At 64.9% G+C, this 15,317-nt stretch carries 12 protein-coding genes; 9 read left to right on the top strand and 3 right to left on the bottom strand.

Translation table 11 applies throughout. The annotated features are described in order from the left end of the window. Positions 1–39: 39 nt before the first annotated feature. From J5X93_RS11065 to J5X93_RS11035, 7 genes are all read left to right on the top strand, one after another. Positions 40–1,614 (top strand): sensor domain-containing diguanylate cyclase, encoded by a 1,575-nt coding sequence (locus J5X93_RS11065; protein ID WP_043215078.1) that lies wholly within the window; start codon positions 40–42, stop codon positions 1,612–1,614. An 81-nt stretch (positions 1,615–1,695) separates the two neighbouring features. After that, positions 1,696–2,046, top strand: a complete 351-nt coding sequence (locus J5X93_RS11060; protein ID WP_043215081.1) for a hypothetical protein — start codon at positions 1,696–1,698, stop codon at positions 2,044–2,046. A 119-nt stretch (positions 2,047–2,165) separates the two neighbouring features. Beyond that, the gene (locus tag J5X93_RS11055; RefSeq protein ID WP_043215089.1) at positions 2,166–2,939 is read left to right on the top strand and encodes a ParA family protein; all 774 of its coding nucleotides are present in this window, start codon (positions 2,166–2,168) and stop codon (positions 2,937–2,939) included. Positions 2,940–3,017: 78 nt separating this feature from the next. Then, positions 3,018–3,425: a DUF2946 domain-containing protein gene (locus J5X93_RS11050; protein WP_043215091.1), complete on the top strand. Its 408-nt coding sequence runs from the start codon at positions 3,018–3,020 to the stop codon at positions 3,423–3,425. Between the two features lie 68 nt (positions 3,426–3,493). After that, the gene (locus J5X93_RS11045; protein WP_182818832.1) at positions 3,494–5,644 is read left to right on the top strand and encodes a TonB-dependent receptor; all 2,151 of its coding nucleotides are present in this window, start codon (positions 3,494–3,496) and stop codon (positions 5,642–5,644) included. A 192-nt stretch (positions 5,645–5,836) separates the two neighbouring features. Continuing rightward, positions 5,837–6,544, top strand: a complete 708-nt coding sequence (locus J5X93_RS11040; protein ID WP_145997246.1) for a hypothetical protein — start codon at positions 5,837–5,839, stop codon at positions 6,542–6,544. 179 nt (positions 6,545–6,723) lie between these two features. Further along, positions 6,724–8,052: an MFS transporter gene (locus tag J5X93_RS11035; protein WP_090342257.1), complete on the top strand. Its 1,329-nt coding sequence runs from the start codon at positions 6,724–6,726 to the stop codon at positions 8,050–8,052. Positions 8,053–8,083: 31 nt separating this feature from the next. Here the strand turns inward: J5X93_RS11035 and J5X93_RS11030 are convergent, their stop codons facing one another. From J5X93_RS11030 to J5X93_RS11020, 3 genes are read right to left on the bottom strand one after another with little or no spacing between them, the layout of a single operon-like run. Next, positions 8,084–11,224 carry an efflux RND transporter permease subunit gene (locus J5X93_RS11030; protein WP_102082336.1) on the bottom strand — a complete coding sequence of 1,047 codons (3,141 nt, stop codon included), beginning with the start codon at positions 11,222–11,224 and terminating at the stop codon, positions 8,084–8,086. A 14-nt stretch (positions 11,225–11,238) separates the two neighbouring features. Beyond that, a complete protein-coding gene (locus J5X93_RS11025) occupies positions 11,239–12,453 on the bottom strand; it encodes an efflux RND transporter periplasmic adaptor subunit (protein WP_090342249.1) in 1,215 nt (404 codons plus the stop codon). A gap of 58 nt (positions 12,454–12,511) precedes the next feature. Then, positions 12,512–13,753 carry a TolC family protein gene (locus tag J5X93_RS11020; protein ID WP_232092028.1) on the bottom strand — a complete coding sequence of 414 codons (1,242 nt, stop codon included), beginning with the start codon at positions 13,751–13,753 and terminating at the stop codon, positions 12,512–12,514. A 226-nt stretch (positions 13,754–13,979) separates the two neighbouring features. Here J5X93_RS11020 and aroQ point away from each other — a divergent pair, with 226 nt between their 5' ends. Beyond that, positions 13,980–14,429, top strand: a complete 450-nt coding sequence (gene aroQ, locus J5X93_RS11015; protein WP_043213671.1) for a type II 3-dehydroquinate dehydratase — start codon at positions 13,980–13,982, stop codon at positions 14,427–14,429. Then, the gene (locus J5X93_RS11010; protein ID WP_250034844.1) at positions 14,426–15,274 is read left to right on the top strand and encodes a shikimate dehydrogenase; all 849 of its coding nucleotides are present in this window, start codon (positions 14,426–14,428) and stop codon (positions 15,272–15,274) included. The genes aroQ and J5X93_RS11010 overlap by 4 nt, the downstream gene beginning before the upstream one ends. Positions 15,275–15,317 lie beyond the last annotated feature (43 nt).

The following is a 15,317-nucleotide window of genomic DNA, read 5'->3' as shown; positions in this document are numbered from 1 at the left end:
AGGTAAGGTTGTTTCTCTTCCCCGCCCAAGAGGTCAGGATTGCCACACACCAAGAAAGGCCTGCGCCTGGATCTGCGCACGCTGATTCTCGTACTTGCGGCACTCACCGCCACCGTGATGCTGCTGACCAGCTACTTCGCCAGCTACCGCGTGCAGCGCCAGCTGCTGATCGACCATGCGCTGGAAGCCAATCGGGTGTACGCCGCGAAACTGGCCTCGATCACCGAGATGTTCCTCGGTAACGCCCTGCAACAACTGGCCTTCAGTGCTTCGGTCCAAGGCCGCCAGCTCGACGATGCTTTGGCGATGCAGAACGAAACCCAACGGCTGCTGCGCCAGAGCAGCGCCTTCAACTCGACGTTCGTGGTCGATGCCCAAGGCGTCCTGCAGGCCATTTCACCGGCGCCGCTGCGAAAGATGATCGGTGCCCGCCTGCAGACCCCTGGCGCCACCCAGGCACTGCGCGAACGGCACGCGTTGGTGTCGACGCCGTTTCTTTCCACCGCCAGCAACCTGGTAGTGGTGCTATCGCAACCTATCTTCGACGCCAAGGGTGGCTACCTTGGTTATGTAGGCGGCACGCTGTACCTGCGCGAGCACAACATTCTCAAAAGCCTGCTAGGCGAGCATTTCTACAAGGATGGCTCCTACCTCTATGTGGTCGATCGCAACCGACGCCTGCTCTATCACCCGGATGCCGAGCGCGTGGGCACAGTGGTCCAAGGCAATGCGTTGATCGATGAACTGGAGGCCCTGGGCAATGGCACGCAGCAGGTGCGCAACAGCACCGGCGTGGACATGCTGGCGGGCTTCGCCACCGTGCCCAGCACGGGCTGGGGCATCGTTGCCCAGCAGCCGTTGGCGCAAACCGTCGCCCCACTCAAGCGCCTGATACTCGATGTGGTCGGCATTTCCGCGCCGCTGGCCCTGCTGGGCTGCCTGGTGCTCTGGTGGCTGACCGTGGCCATCACTCGACCATTGCAACAACTGGCCGCCAGTGCACGCGCCCTGGACCGTCCCGGAACGGCCGAAGGCTTGCAACGGGTCAAGGCCTGGTACTTCGAAGCCGCCGAGCTCAAGCGAGCGCTGCTGTTTGGCTTGAACCTGTTGCAGGAGCGCATCGGCCGGCTCAACCGGGCAGCCCAGACCGATCCGCTCACCGGCCTGGGCAACCGTCGCCACCTGGACTTCAGCCTGTCGCTGCTGGAGGCTGAAGCCTGTGACTTTTGCGTCGTGGCACTGGACATCGACCACTTCAAGCAGGTCAACGATGGCCATGGGCATGAGGTGGGCGACCAGGTGCTGCGTCGACTGACCGAACTGATGCGCCGCTGTTGCCGGGAAGGCGATGTGCTGTGCCGCACCGGCGGCGAAGAGTTCTTGATGCTACTGCCCGACGCCAGCCTGCAAGCCGCCCTCGCCGTGGCCGAGCGCTTGCGCAAGGGCGTGCAGGATACCCCCATCGAGCCGGTGGGTGCGGTGACGCTCTCGCTGGGCGTGGCGCGTTGGGAAGCAGACAGCAACGAGGCGCCCACCGAAGCCCTCAACCGCGCCGACCGGGCGCTCTACGCGGCCAAGCAGGCCGGGCGCAATCGCGTGATGACCAGTGACTGAGGGCACCGTCCGTCGCGGTTTCGGCACCCACCTTGGCATCGAGGGTTCCAATGCACGCAGACCTGATCCAGGAGACGTGCCATGAGACACCCACACCTGCTTTCATTGAGCCTTGCCCTGTGTCTGGGCGCCAGCGCGCCTTTGGCGCTGGCGGCCGGCACTGCCAATACCGTACGCACTCCCAGCGAGCAGACACCCGGCACCGGTACCATCGATCGCGACGGCGGTGCCATGGGCTCTGGCACTCCAGGTGACGCCACGGGCAGCGGCAACGGTGGCACCGATGCCAACGACACCGACAACACCGGCGGCGACGGCACCTCCCAAGGCAGCAAGGGCGACCAAGGCCCGGGCACCGGCAACAGCGGCGATGTCGATGACGCCGGCACCTCGGGCGGTTCGGACATCCACGATGATCGTGAAGCACCCTGAGGCCTGCACCTGCTCTAGTACAGGGCCTCTGCCCGACATGTAACAAGCCTTGTCTTAATACTGTCATCTTACGGTCATAGGATTGACCTCGATCTGCAACCTATCAGGGATGAAGTACCATGCGTCGTGTCGTGTTCAACCACAAAGGCGGTGTAGGCAAGTCCAGCATCGCCTGTAACCTCGCTGCCGCCAGCGCCGCCGAAGGTTATCGAACCTTGCTGGTCGATCTGGACCCGCAGGCCAACGCCACCTACTACTTGACCGGCCTTGCCCACGATGCAATCCCTGCCGGCATCACCGATTTCTTCCGCCAGACCTTGACCACCACGGCGGCCGGCAATAAGCACCGCGTGACGATCACCGAAACACGCTATGACAACCTGCACCTGGTCACCGCCAGCCAGGACCTCACCGACCTGCAGCACAAGCTCGAAAGCAAATTCAAAATCAACAAGCTACGCAAATTGCTCGTGCAGCTGTCGGATGATTACGAGCGCATCTACATCGATACGCCCCCAGCCCTGAACTTCTATACCTTCAGTGCCCTGGTGGCGGCCGAGCGGCTACTCATCCCGTTCGATTGCGACAGTTTTTCGCGCCAGGCGCTACGCAGTGTTCTGGTGGAAGTGGAGGAACTGCGCCAGGACCACAACGCCAACTTGGTGGTCGAAGGGGTGGTGGTCAATCAGTTCGCCGGGCGTACGGCCCTGCACCAAACCCTGGTCGATCAGTTGCGCGCCGAGGGGCTGCCGGTGCTGCCGGTGTACTTGAGCAGTTCGATCAAGATGCGCCAATCCCATGAAGCGGCGATGCCGCTTGTACACCTGGCGCCCCGACACCGCTTGTCCCAGGAGTTCGTCGATCTGCTGGATGTGCTGGAGCGGGCAGCCTGAACCGGCGCAGCATCTGGGCGCCATGCTGCGACAATCCACCACATCACGACCGTTCGTCCGAATGGTAGATTCGCCGCCATGAAAACCTTGCGCCGGACACGTGTGTTGACCGCCTGGACGCTCTATGCCAGCGTCCTGTTCAGCCTATTGCTGTGCGGCCTGCACCATGGCCAGATGAGTGGCCTTCGCCTGTCCGGACTGGAAGGCGGGTTCTGCTCGCTGTCGAGTGACCACGGCCCGGCCGTCGACCTAGGCGACAGCGGCAGCGACTCGCACATGGCGCAGCTCGATTGCCCAGTGTGCTCTTCCTTCGCCCTGGCAGTACCGCTGACCAGCAGCGCCTGGACTTTCACCCAGGCCCAAGGCAATTCGCCCTCGCCGATCGTGGTGCGCAGCTGGGCGCAACCGCCACCGCGCTACCTGCGCCCTGCCCTCAACCCTCGCGCCTCCCCCTCCGATTTCCTCGCAGCAGCAACTTCAGCCTGACCTCGACCGGGTGCTTTCGCGTGCACGGTCGTGGCCAGCCATGACCTTTGCGTGGAATCCCTGACAACATGATCCGCAATACTTCCCTGGTGCTCCTGATGGGCACCTGCAGCTACGCCTGGGCGGGTGCCAACCCCGTCGAACTGACCGCCACCACCATCGATGGCGAACGCGAGGCACCCAGTGGCGTGCAACTGGACGAGCCGATCCAGACCGGCTCCCGATTGGGCCTGACTGCGCGGCAGACGCCAGCCTCGGTGAGCGTTTCGGACCGCCGCGTGATCGAGGAACGTGATGCCAAGGACACCCAGGACGTACTCAACACCATGACCGGCGTGAACGCGTCGGCCAATCCGGGCTACGGTGGGTTCGTGTCCTACCGGGGCTTTACCCAGAACCAGGTCACCCAGCTCTACAACGGCATCAACCTGGGCTACAGCAGCGCCACCCGCCCGGTGGACGCCTGGGTCGTCGACCGGGTCGAACTGATCGGCGGGCCGTCGTCGTTCCTGCATGGCACAGGCGCCGTGGGAGGCTCGATCAACACCATCACCAAGCTGGCCAGCCGTGATGAACAGACCTTCGACGGCCGGGTGCGCTATGGCAGCTACGACGATTCGGAAGTCGCCTTCGGCATCAACCAGGCCCTGGCCAGCAACCCGGCCGACGCCCGGCATTTCGCCCGACTGGACTTCAGCCGTGGCCATGGAAACGGATACGTGGACCGCAACGAACGCTGGACCGACAGCCTGGCCTTCTCCGTGCTCAGCGACCTTGCCCCCGACCTCACCCACACCCTGGCCCTGGAATACCAGCAAGACAAGGAAGACAGCCCCTACTGGGGCTCGCCCATCCTGCCCGGGCGCAGCACGATGAAGATCGACCGCAGCCGGCGCTTCGAGAACTACAACGTCGCCGATGGCCGCTATGAGCAGCGGGTTCGTTGGCTGCGTTCGATCCTCGATTACCAGATCAGCGACACGACGAGCGTGCAGAACACCCTATACCACTACAACGCTCAGCGCGACTACCGCAACCTCGAAAGCTACGCCTACAACGACGCAGGCAACGTGGTGCGCTCGAGCCCCTACCTGCAACGCCACGAACAGCGTCTGCTGGGCGACCGCATCGAACTGCGCCACGATGATCAAGTGCTGGGCCTCGCCAGTCAGTGGTCCTTGGGCCTGGACTATTCGCGCATGCGCCAGACCCTCTACCCCACTTCGGGTAGTTGGCGTGATGTCGTCGATCCAGCGCATTTCGACCCGGGCAGCTTCGATGACATCCCCGGCGTGAACGCAGGCCTGACCAAGCAGCGTCACAACGAGGTGACCAACCGCGCCCTGTTCGCCGAGAACCGCCTGCAACTCACCGACCGCCTGGCCCTGCTCACCGGTCTGCGCTACGACTACCTGGACATGCAAGTGACCAACTATGGTCCTGTCTCGCCGACCAGCCCGGCCTTCTTCGAGCGCCGCTGGGAGCCGTTGAGCGGGCGCATCGGCCTGACTTACGAGCTGACACCTGCTGCGAGCGTTTACATGCAGTACAGCACCGCTGCCGACCTGCCCGCCGGCTCGCTGGCCGCAGCGACCTACTCCAACGTCGGCCTGTTCGACCTCTCCAAGGGCGAGCAGTGGGAGGCTGGCAGCAAGTTCGACTTCCTCGACGGAAGGGGTGCAGCGACGGTGGCGGTGTACCAGATCGTGCGCAAGGACTTTGCCGTGCGCGATTCCAACGACCCCAACGTGATGGTCCAGGCTGGCCAGCAGACTTCCCGCGGCATCGAGCTGTCGGGGCGGCTGCAGGTCACGCCCAAGCTGCTGGCCGAGGGCAACTACGCTTATGTCGATGCCCGATACGACGATTTCAACGAAGCGGCCGGCGGCCAGTCGGTCTCGCGCAAAGGCAACACCCCAGTCAACGTGCCAGCCAACGTCGCCAACCTGTGGCTGACCTATAGCTTCACCTCGGCTTGGTCGGCGGGCGTGGACGTGCGCTACGTCGACTCGGTGTACGCCAACAACGCCAACACCCTGCAAGCGCCGGCCTACACATTGCTGGGCAGCTTTGCCCGCTATCGGCTGGACGCGCACACCACCCTCACCGCTCGGGTGCGCAACCTCACCGATGAGCTGTATGCCAAACAGGCGTATGGCGGGCAGTACTACATGGGCGCGCCGCGTACCGTCGAGGTGGCGATGGACTTGCGCTTCTGAGTGGCGGACCGAAAGCTGGCGGAAAAATCTCAATACACATTGTATTTTTCCGCCATTGCTCAACCCCTTTAAGATCCCGCACGCCTCTCTCACTACGCCGGAGCATGAACGCTCCGGCTATCGACCAAGGATGTTCCCGTGCGACCCGCTTTCTTACACGCCTACCCGCTCCACTTGTGTTTATGGGCAAGCATGCTCTCGCTCGCAGCCTGCCAGGCATCGACCGTCACCCCAGCCGAGAAGCCCTTTATCGAGGCCATGCAGTCTGTCCTTGCCAACGACGTAACGACCGCAACCCAAGGCAAGCTTAGCGGGGCAGTCGATCTTAAGGTCACCCTCGATCGCCAGTCCCGCCCCGTCGCCTGTTCAACCCAGCCCGGCAAACCGGAGTACGCCGCCAAGCTGCCTGCTGAAGTGGTCCGTTCCGCCTATCCGGTTCTGGCCCGCGCAGTCGAACGGCAATGCTGGAAGACCATTTATCCCTTGGTGCCGAGCGAGCTGTATGGAGGCGAAGAGACCGTCCAGATCACTGCCCCCATCGTGATAGTCGCGCCCTGGCCGACATTGGCCAGCGATCACCCCTGGCGGATCCATGAAGCGCGCAAGGCATTTTTCTGGCAGCAACTGATGCGTGAGCAACCCGTCGACAGCGTTGGCCAGGCGGTCATCCGCTACCAGGCCGACGCCCAGGGCAAAGTCACCGGTTGCCTGGTTGATCTGGCCCCCGTACCGCAGCGAACCGATGCCTTTCGCCTGGATGGGCAATTGCAAGCCGACCTGAGCCGTCGCTGCATGCAACTCGACCTGCGTGACATGCCTAGTTTCATGCTGGAGGCGCAGGCGCCTGCAGAAAATCATGCGGTCGTTGAATACGCCCCCTGGAAAGTCGGCCGCCAATAGCCGTCTCGATTGCACAGAACGCCCTCCGGCGCCCTGCAGGCCAAAACAGGTATCCCGATGTCGCCCACGAAAAAGCGCGCCCTCCCGCCTGCCGTTCTACTGGTCTTCACAACAACGATGCCGTGGCCTGACCACGGCACTTGCGCCCAGGCTGCCTTTGAAGACCGGAGAACATCCCAATGTCCGTACCCCATGAGGTATCCCCCGCCACCTTGCGCCGGGTGATCGCCGCCTCGGCCATCGGCAATTTCGTCGAATGGTTCGATTTTGCCGTCTATGGCTTTCTCGCCACGCTGATCGCCAGCCTGTTCTTCACAGGCGAAGATGCCAGCGTCGCCTTGCTCAAGACCTTTGCCGTATTCGCCGTAGCGTTCGCCCTGCGACCGCTGGGCGGTATCGTGTTCGGCGCGCTGGGCGATCGGCTGGGTCGCAAGCGCATCCTGTCGCTGACCATCCTGTTGATGGCCGGCTCAACCACCCTGATCGGCCTGCTGCCGACCTACGCCAGCATCGGCCTGGCGGCGCCGCTGTTGCTCACCGTGGCGCGCTGCCTGCAAGGTTTTTCCGCAGGCGGCGAGTACGCCGGCGCCTGCGCCTATCTGATGGAACATGCACCGCAGGACAAACGGGCCTTCTACGGCAGCTTCGTGCCGGTCTCGACCTTTTCCGCCTTCGCCTGCGCGGCAGTGATTGCCTACACCCTGGAGGCGAGCCTGACCCCCGAGGCCATGAGCAGTTGGGGCTGGCGTGTTCCGTTCCTGATCGCCGCGCCTTTAGGCCTGGTCGGCCTCTACCTGCGCTGGCGGATGGAGGAAACCCCAGCCTTTCGCGAGGCCATGGCCGAGGGCAAGGAACACAGCCACTCGCCGCTCAAGCAAACCCTGCGCCACCACGGCAGGGCGATCCGCAACCTGGGCGCGTTCATTTCGCTGACCGCGCTGTCGTTCTACATGTTCACCACTTACTTCTCTACCTACCTGCAGATGGTCGGCAACCTGAGCCGCGCCCAGTCGCTGCTGGTGACCACCGTGGCGCTGCTGTTCGCCGCGGTCGGCTGCCCGCTGGCCGGCGCCTTCTCCGACCGGGTCGGGCGGCGCAAGACCATCGGCTTCACCTGCCTATGGGTGATGGTGGCGGTATTCCCGGCCTACTGGCTGGCCAGTTCCGGCTCGATGTCCGGCGCGTTGCTGGGGGTCATCCTGCTGGCCGTCGGTGCCTTGCTCAGTGGCGTGGTCACCGCGGCGTTGCTGTCGGAGACCTTCCCGACCCGCACCCGCTACACCGCCTCGGCGATCACCTACAACGTGGCCTACACCCTGTTCGGCGGCACCGCGCCTCTGGTGGCCACCTGGCTGATCAGCCAGACCGGCAGCAGCCTGGCGCCGGCCTTTTACCTGGTGGTGATCGCATTGGTGGCGCTGGTGGGCGGCTTGGCACTGCCGGAGACCTCGCGGATCTCTCTGCACGAGGACGCCGGCGAGCGCCAGCCTGCGCGCGCGATACCCTAGCGATTGAGCAAAGTGCGGCGTGTGGGGCGGCTCAAGCCGCCTCCTCACGCCGGTGCGCCCACTGGTACAACGCCGGCAGCACCAGCAAGGTCAAGGCGGTGGACGACAGGATGCCGCCAATCACCACGGTCGCCAGCGGTCGCTGCACCTCGGCGCCGGTCCCGGTGGCCAGGGCCATGGGGATGAACCCCAGCGAGGCCACCAGAGCGGTCATCAGTACCGGTCGCAGGCGAGTCAGTGCCCCTTCCTCGATCGCCGCATGCAGCGTGCGCCCTTCCTCACGCAGGTTGCGGATGAAGGCGATCATCACCAGTCCGTTGAGTACCGCGACCCCGGACAATGCGATGAACCCGACCCCGGCGGAAATCGACAGCGGGATGTCACGTAGCCACAGCGCCAACACACCGCCGGTCAAGGCGAACGGGATGCCGGTGAACACCAGCAAGCCGTCCTTGAGGTTGTTGAACATCATCAGCAGCAACGCCATCACCAGCAGCAATGCAACCGGCACCACCACCTGCAGGCGCTCGGTCGCCGACTGCAACTGCTCGAACTGGCCACCCCAGCGGGTCCAGTAGCCCGCTGGAATCTGCACCTCGCCGATCAGCCGTTGCTCGGCCTGTTCGACGAACGAACCCAGGTCACGACCACGCACGTTCGCGCTGACCACCACCACCCGCTTGCCATCCTCACGGCTGACCTGGTTCGGCCCCAATTGCAAATTCAACGTGGCCACCTGCGACAGCGGGATGAACCCGATTTGCGCAGCTCCCGCGGCGCTGCTGGCCGGAACGGGGATCAGCAGGCCCGACAGCCCGTCGACATCGGTGCGCAATGTTTCGGACAGGCGCACCAGCATGTCGAAGCGTCGGTCGCCTTCGTACAGGGTACCGGCGGTACGGCCACCGACGGCGATGGCGATGGCGTCTTGCACATCCCCCACGTTCAGGCCGTAACGGGCGGCCTTGTCGCGATCGATGTCGATGGTCAGCACCGGCAGGCCGGTGGTCTGCTCCACCTTGACCTCGGAGGCGCCCGGCACTTGTTGCAAGCTAGCGGCGATCTGCGCGGCGATCCGGTTGAGCACGTCCATGTCATCGCCGAACACTTTCACCGCCACATCGCTGCGCACGCCGGAAATCAGCTCGTTGAATCGTAACTGGATCGGCTGGGACAACTCGTAGTTGCTGCCCGGCACACTGGCCGCGGCACGCTGTACTTCGGCGATCAGCGCTTCGCGCGGCTTGCCGGGATCGGCCCATTGCTCGCGCGGTTTGAGCATCACATAGGCATCGGAGATGTTCGGCGGCATCGGGTCAGAGGCGATCTCGGCAGTGCCAGTGCGGGCGAATACCCGCTCCACCTCCGGCACCTGGGCGATGATGATCTGTTCCAGGCGCTGCTGCATCTGCACCGACTGGCTCAGGCTCGTACCCGGTACCCGCAGGGCCTGGAGGGCGAAGTCGCCCTCGCTGAGGCTGGGGATGAACTCGCTGCCCATGCGGCTGGCCAATGCACCGGACAACACCACCAGCAAGGCGGCGCCGGCGAAGGCCAGCGTGCGCTGGCGCAGGACCCAGGCCAGGACAGGTGCATAGCGCTGGCGGGCGGTGCGCATCACAACGCCCTCTTCTTCCTTGACCTTGCCGGTGACGAACAGGGCAATGGCCGCAGGCACGAAGGTCACCGAAAGGATCATCGCCCCCAGCAAGGCCATCACCACCGTGAACGCCATGGGGTGGAACATCTTGCCCTCGACGCCGGTCAGGGCAAAGATCGGCAAGTACACCACCATGATGATCAGCTGGCCATAGATCAGCGGTCGGCGCGCTTCGCGGGCGGCAGCGAACACCTCATGGAAGCGCTCGGCGCGGGTCAGCATGCGGCCGTGGCGCTGCTGGGCGTGGGCCAGTCGGCGGATGGCGTTCTCGACGATCACCACCGCGCCGTCGACGATGATGCCGAAGTCCAAGGCCCCGAGGCTCATGAGGTTGGCGCTGACCTTGTTGTTGAACATGCCGGTGAAGGTGAACAGCATCGACAGCGGAATGACCATCGCGGTGATCAATGCCGCGCGGATATTGCCCAGGAACAGGAACAAGACCGCGATCACCAGGATCGCGCCCTCCACCAAGTTCTTCTTGACCGTGGCGATGGCCTTTTCCACGAGGTTGGTGCGGTCGTAGACCGTCACGGCCATCACCCCCTTGGGCAGCGTGCGGTTAATGTCGGCCAGCTTGCGCGCCACCGCCTGGGACACCGTGCGACTGTTCTCGCCGATCAACATGAACACCGTGCCCAACACCACTTCGCGGCCGTTCTCGGTGGCCGCACCGGAGCGCAGCTCCTGGCCCAGGCCTACTTGGGCGACATGGCTGACGCGGATCGGCGCGCCGTCGACACTGGAAATGACGATGTTCGCAATGTCCTCAGCCGAAGCCACCTGACCCGGGGCGCGGATCAGCAGTTGCTCGCCGTTGCGCTCGATGTAGCCGGCGCCGACGTTGGCGTTGTTGCGTTCCAAGGCGCCGATCAAATCGTTGAGCGTGAGTTTGTAGGCCGCCAAACGTTTTGGGTCCGGAGCGATCAGGTATTGCTTGGCATGGCCGCCGATGGAGTTGACCTCGGCCACGCCCGGCACGTTGCGCAGTTGTGGCTTGATGATCCAGTCCTGGATCACCCGCAGGTCAGTCGCCGTATAGGGCGTGCCGTCGTCCTTGAGCGCCCCTGGCTCGGCCTCGACGGTCCACAGGAAGATCTCACCCAGCCCGGTGGAGATCGGCCCCATGGCCGCTTCGATGCCGGCGGGCAACTGCTCGCGGGCCACCTGCAGGCGCTCATTGACCAACTGGCGGGCGAAGAAGATGTCGGTGCTGTCTTCGAAGATCACCGTCACCTGGGACAGCCCCGAGCGCGACAGCGAGCGAGTCTGCTTGAGCCCCGGCAGGCCGGCCATGGCGGTCTCGATGGCAAAGGTGATGCGCTGCTCGGTCTCCAGCGGCGAGTAGCCGGGCGCGGCCGTGTTGATCTGCACCTGGACATTGGTGATATCCGGCACCGCATCGATCGGCAGCTTCTGGTAGCTGTTGATGCCGACGGCAGCCATCAGCACCACCGCGAGCATCACCACCAGGCGCTGCTCGATAGCAAATTGGATCAGGCGTTCGAACATGAAGAGGTCCCCAGTCAGTGGCTGTGCTCGGCCGAGCCCTTGCCGAGCTCAGACTTGAGAACGAAGCTGCCAGCGGCCGCCACCTGGGTGCCGGCCGCCAGGCCGTCGGTGATTTCCACCTGGCCTGCGTCGCGTCGGCCGGTTTTCACCGGGCGGGCCTGGAAACCCTCGTCGGTGCGGGCGAACACGACGGTCTGTTCCTCCCACGTTTGCAGCGCTGCCTCTGGTACCACCACGGCGGCATCGAAGCGCTCGACGTTCACCGCGATATTGACGAACAGCCCCGGACGCCAGGCGCCGTTGGGATTGGCCAAGGTGGCACGGGCAGTGGCTGCGCGGCTTTGCTCGCCCAGCAGACTGCCCACATAGTTGACCTGGCCTTGGACCTGAGCCCCCAGATCCGGCGCGCTCACGGTGACCGTCCGCCCGGTCGTGACCCGGCCCAAGTCACGCGGGGTGACCGAAAAGGTGGCCCAGACCCGGCTCAGGTCCGAGAGGGTGAAGGCGTTGCTGGTCTCGTCGACCACTTCGCCGACGGTCAGGTGCTTCTCCACCACCACGGCGTCGAAGGGGGCGCGCAGCTCGTAGCGATTGCCTGCGCCGGCCGGAGCGACGGCGGCGACTTTCTGCTGGGCGTTGGTCAGCGCGATTTCGGCCTCCTGCAAGGCCTGGCGGGCTTGCAGGTAGTCCTGTTCGGCACTGATACGTTCCTGCCACAGCTGTTGTTCGCGCTTGAAGGTCAACCGCGCCAGTTCCACGCGGCGCTGGGCAGCCTGCTGCTCGCTGCGCAGATCGGAGATCTGCTGGCTGGCGATCACCGCCAGGACTTGTCCACGCTTGACTGGCTGGCCCAGGTCGGCGTGCACCGATTCCACCACCCCGGGCACACGGGGCACTACATGAGCGGTATGGTCCTCGTCGAAGCGGATCTCGCCAGGGAAGCTGATAGCGGTGCCCAAGGTCATCGGCGCGGCAGCGACCAACTGCACACCAGCGGCTTCGATCTGGGTGGCGGACAGGTGCAGGCTGCCCTCCTGTTCCTCATGCCCTTCATCGCCACCCTCGGCGTGAGCATGACCATCGTCTTGCTGCGGGCTGTCATGGGTAGGGTTGTTTTCGCCCTGGGTGTCTTGAGGAGCCTGGCCGATGGATTGGGTCCAGGCCAGGCCGCCCAGGCCGATCACGGCGATGGCAGCGGCCAGGATGGCGAGTTTGCGGGTGTTTTGCATGGTTGCTCCTAAAGAGATTGCCGATGGCATCGGTGCAGACGGGCAAGACAGGCCTCGGTCAACGGTCTGGGCCAAGGTCGCCGTAGATGCGCTCGACCTGAGCACGGGCATCGGTTGCCGAGGCCAGGGCCTCCAGGTACAGCCCACGTGCCTCGATCAGCGTGCGCTGGGCATCGAGCACATCGAGGAAGGCGAACTTGCCCATCTCGAAACCACGGGTGGCGGTGTCCACAGCCTGCTGCGCCGAAGGCAGGATGGTGCGGTCATAGGCCTGCACCTCCTGCATTGCCGACGCCCACTGGCTGACGGCGCTGCGGGTGTCGCTGTGCAGGCGCAACTGCACGGCGTTGCGCAGGTCACGGGCCTGGTCGGCGCGGCGCGCGGCAGCCAGCACATTGCCCTGGTTGCGGTCGAACAACGGCAGGGGCATGGACAGACCGACCACGTTGACCCGTTCACGCTCCTCACGGCTGTACTGGCTGCCCAGGCTCACGGTCAGGTCGGGGATGCGCTTGGCTTTTTCCGAGCCGAGGGACGCCTCCCCTCTCTGGATCTGCGCTTCTGCCAGGCGCCACTCGGCGGTTTGCGACACCTTGTCGAGCAAGGTCTGGGCGCGAGGTGCCGGGCCCGGCGACAGCTGGCTCGTATCCAGGCGAGCGAAGGCCGCCTGCGGGCTGCCGGTCAGCCGCGCCAAAGACTGATTGGCGACGACGCGCTGCGACTCGGCACGGCGCACCTGCGCCTGCGCCTGGGCCAGCTGAACCTGGGCGCGGGTGGCCTCGACCGGCGAGGACTGTCCCGCCTTCACCCGCCCTTGCACGACCCGCAGGCCGCGCTCGGTCAAGGCCTGGGATTGCTGCGCCAACTCCAGGGCGGTCTGGGCGCGCAAGGCGGCATGGAAGGCCTGCACCACATCGGCACGCAGGCCATTGCGCTGGCGCTCCCACTCCAGCTGGGCGACGCTCTGGCCGGCGGCGGCCACGTCGATGCGTGCGCCGCGCTTGCCGCCCAGTTCCAGGGCCTGGCTGAGGGTCACGGTGGTCGTTCGGGTATCGCGGCGGGTGTCCTCGGCTTCCCAGGACAACTCTGGATTGGGCAGTAGCCCCGCCTGGCGCCGCTCACCTTCGGCGATACCGATTTCGCGGCCGGCGGCAGCAAGGTCGGGGTTCTGGGCGAAGGCGGCCTCGATCGCCTGGGGCAGGCTCAGGCGCTGCTCAGCGCGCAGGCTGGGCGCAGCGAGGCCAGCCAGCAGTAGACAGAACAAGGCGGTACTGCGGGGGATGAACCGGTTGCGCGGCACGTTTGAAGTCCTCGTCGGCAAGCGTCGGAAAGCATGGCGAGGGACTGTAAAGAGCGCCGCCTATCGGCTCGGTGGCGGCAAAATTACAATTTTGAAAGGGAGGCCGAAGGACGACACTATCCGATAACCGCACACATTCGCTGCGGGGCAAACGAAGGAAATTGACGAAACTAACCAGGTGGTACATATATCGGGGCATCCAAAAACAACAAAGCGATGCCCCGCCATGACGCCCCGAATCCTCGTGCTCAACGGCCCCAACTTGAACCTGCTCGGCACCCGCGAGCCCGACCAGTATGGCCAGGAAACCCTCGCCGACCTGGCCCAAGGCTGTGCCGACTGCGCACACGCGCTCGGCCTGGAAATCGAATTTCGCCAGACCAACCATGAAGGCGAGCTGATCGACTGGACACACGCCGCACGCGGACGCTGTGCCGGCATTCTGATCAATCCCGGCGCCTGGACACACACGTCGGTAGCCATTCGCGATGCCTTGGCGGCGAGCGAGTTGCCAGTCATCGAGGTGCACCTTTCCAACGTGCACAAGCGCGAGCCGTTCCGTCACCTCTCCTTCGTGTCATCGATCGCCGTGGGCGTGATCTGTGGCCTTGGCAGCCACGGCTACCGCCTGGCCCTGACGCATTTCGCCCAACTGCTCAAGGAGCCACGCGGATGAACCCGAACACTGTCCTGGCCGGGCTGATCGGCCGTGGTATCCAAGCCTCGCGGACCCCGGCGCTGCACGAGCACGAGGGCGACGCCCAAGCCTTGCGCTACCTGTACCGGTTGATCGACGCCGACCAGCTGGGCCTGGATGACAGCGCTTTGCCCGGCCTGCTGGATGCGGCCCAGCGCACCGGGTTTACCGGCCTCAACATCACCTACCCGTTCAAGCAGGCGATCCTGCCGCTGCTCGATGAGCTGTCGCAAGAGGCTGAAGGCATCGGTGCGGTGAACACTGTCGTGCTCAAAGACGGCAAGCGGGTCGGCCACAACACCGACTGCCTGGGCTTTGCCGAAGGCCTGCGCCGGGGCCTGCCGGATGTGGCACGTGACCAGGTGGTACAGATGGGCGCCGGCGGCGCGGGCTCGGCGGTGGCTCATGCGCTGCTTGGTGAAGGCGTACGCCATTTGGTGCTGTTCGATGTGGACAGCGCGCGCGCCCAGGCGCTGGTGGGCAACCTCAGCGCCCGCTTCGGCGAAGGCCGGGCGTCACTCGGCACGGACCTGGCCGCCGCCATGGCTACGGCGGACGGGCTGGTCAACACCACCCCGGTGGGCATGGCCAAGCTGCCCGGCACACCCCTGCCCGTGGCGCTGCTGCATGCCCGGCTGTGGGTGGCCGAAATCATTTATTTCCCGCTGGAAACCGAGCTGCTGCGCCATGCCCGGGCGCTGGGATGTCGCACGCTCGATGGCAGCAGCATGGCGGTATTCCAGGCAGTCAAGGCATTCGAGCTGTTCACCGGCCGAACCGCCGATGCCGGGCGCATGCAAGCGCATTTCGCACGCCTGGGGTGAGGTACCTGCTCGCGGGTACATCGCCGTACCCGCGAAGCAGATT

The organism is Pseudomonas sp. BYT-1 (genome assembly GCF_023611805.1).
Lineage (GTDB): Bacteria > Pseudomonadota > Gammaproteobacteria > Pseudomonadales > Pseudomonadaceae > Aquipseudomonas > Aquipseudomonas guariconensis.
The sequence above is the reverse complement of the archived record's forward strand: the minus strand, read 5'-3'. Positions and strand labels throughout refer to the sequence as shown.

Bases quoted from the DNA above. Each gene is read 5' to 3' on its own strand.
- J5X93_RS11045 (WP_182818832.1), top strand. From the start codon at position 3,494: ATGATCCGCAATACTTCCCTGGTGCTCCTGATGGGCACCTGCAGCTAC.
- J5X93_RS11010 (WP_250034844.1), top strand. From the start codon at position 14,426: ATGAACCCGAACACTGTCCTGGCCGGGCTGATCGGCCGTGGTATCCAA.
- J5X93_RS11025 (WP_090342249.1), bottom strand. From the start codon at position 12,453: ATGCAAAACACCCGCAAACTCGCCATCCTGGCCGCTGCCATCGCCGTG.
- J5X93_RS11040 (WP_145997246.1), top strand. From the start codon at position 5,837: ATGCTCTCGCTCGCAGCCTGCCAGGCATCGACCGTCACCCCAGCCGAG.
- J5X93_RS11050 (WP_043215091.1), top strand. From the start codon at position 3,018: ATGAAAACCTTGCGCCGGACACGTGTGTTGACCGCCTGGACGCTCTAT.
- J5X93_RS11030 (WP_102082336.1), bottom strand. From the start codon at position 11,224: ATGTTCGAACGCCTGATCCAATTTGCTATCGAGCAGCGCCTGGTGGTG.
- J5X93_RS11055 (WP_043215089.1), top strand. From the start codon at position 2,166: ATGCGTCGTGTCGTGTTCAACCACAAAGGCGGTGTAGGCAAGTCCAGC.
- aroQ (WP_043213671.1), top strand. From the start codon at position 13,980: ATGACGCCCCGAATCCTCGTGCTCAACGGCCCCAACTTGAACCTGCTC.
- J5X93_RS11035 (WP_090342257.1), top strand. From the start codon at position 6,724: ATGTCCGTACCCCATGAGGTATCCCCCGCCACCTTGCGCCGGGTGATC.
- J5X93_RS11060 (WP_043215081.1), top strand. From the start codon at position 1,696: ATGAGACACCCACACCTGCTTTCATTGAGCCTTGCCCTGTGTCTGGGC.